The sequence below is a fragment of the Pseudomonas sp. 05N434 genome (genome assembly GCF_056396965.1).
Genome location: NZ_JBFTMK010000841.1, coordinates 1 through 1,426, shown reverse-complemented (window position 1 = coordinate 1,426; position 1,426 = coordinate 1). Strand labels below are relative to the sequence as shown.

The 1,426-nt window shown below is 62.8% G+C and carries 1 protein-coding gene and 1 pseudogene; both read left to right on the top strand.

All coding sequences use genetic code 11. The annotated features are described in order from the left end of the window. Nucleotides 1-1,032, top strand: a 1,032-nt coding sequence (locus AC1DLB_RS29985) for an autotransporter outer membrane beta-barrel domain-containing protein (RefSeq protein ID WP_477786281.1), incomplete at its 5' end; no start/stop codon positions are given. A gap of 23 nt (nucleotides 1,033-1,055) precedes the next feature. After that, a pseudogene (locus AC1DLB_RS29980) lies at nucleotides 1,056-1,426 on the top strand (polyurethanase); the annotation flags it as partial.

Below are 1,426 nucleotides of genomic sequence, written 5' to 3'. Positions count from 1 at the left end.
GGCGCAGGCAATCCGCTGTACGAAACCCTGCTGCTGTCGCCGACCGCAGCTGTCGCGCAACAAGCGTTCCAGCAGCTGTCTGGCGAGATTCATCCGGCGATCGGCACGCTGCTGATCAACGACAGCCACTACCTGCGCGATGCCGTCGGCGAACGTTTGCGCGAGCATGATCTGTTCGACGCCGGCGCACCGACCGATGACCGCAGCAATGCCTGGCTCAAAGTGCTCGGCGCCTGGGGCAAGAGCGATGGCGGGCATGACAACGCCAGTTCCAACAGCTCCATCGGCGGGCTGCTGGCCGGTGTCGATGGCTTGATCACTGAACATACGCGCTTGGGTTTCGTCACTGGTTACAGCGACAGCTCATTGAGCATGGGCGATGGCACGCACTCTTCAGCTTCGGTCGACAGCTATCACTTGGGCGCCTACCTGGGCCATGAGATCGACGCGCTGCGCCTGAGTGTCGGCGGCGCTTACAGCTGGCATCGCATCGACGTCAAACGCGACCTGCAATTCGGTGACGTCAGCGGCAAGCAGAAATCCAAACGCGATGCGACCACCGCACAACTGTTCACCGAAGCGGCCTATCGCCTGGACCTGCAACCGCTGGCACTGGAGCCGTTCGCCAACCTGGCCTACGTGCATTTGAACAGCGACAGCTTCAGCGAAAAAGGTGATGCCGCCGCACTCAAGGGCGGTGAAAACAACCGCGATGCGGTGCTCTCGACCCTCGGTCTGCGGGCGAGCAAAGCCATTGCGCTGTCCGACCAGCATCAGTTGGAACTGTCCGGCACGCTCGGCTGGCAGCACAACCTGAGCAGCACCCGTTCCGAAGACCACCTGGCCTTCGTCAACGGCAACACCGCGTTCAGCGTGCAAAGCGTGTCCATGGACCGCGATGCCGCGGTGGTCGGCGCCCGTGCCGGACTGGCGCTGGGCCGCGATACCCGTTTGAACCTGGATTACAACGGGCTGCTCGGCTCCCGGGAAAAAGACCACGGTGTGGGCCTGACCCTGGACTGGCAGTTCTGATTTGACGCAAAGGAAGCCACAACATGGGACTGTTTGATTACAAAAATGCCGGCAGTGCGGCCGGCAAGGCGTTGTACTCCGACGCGATCGCGCTGACGCTCTACGCGTACACGCCCACCGGCCAGCCACTGCCAGCGACCGCTTGGGCGCCGATTGGCGCGGCAGCCCTGGGCTATCAGGGCAAGGTGGGGCCTCAAGGCACCTTCTATGGCGAGAAGGACGGTTTCACCAGCGCCGAAGCCGAAATCCTCGGTAAATACGACGGGGCAGGGCAGCTGATCGGCCTCGGCATTGCGTTCCGTGGCACTGGCGGCCTGGGTTACAGCGACACCTTCGGCGACGTGAAAAACAACCTGCTGGCCGCGGTCGGACCGGCGGATTACGCGAGCAACTA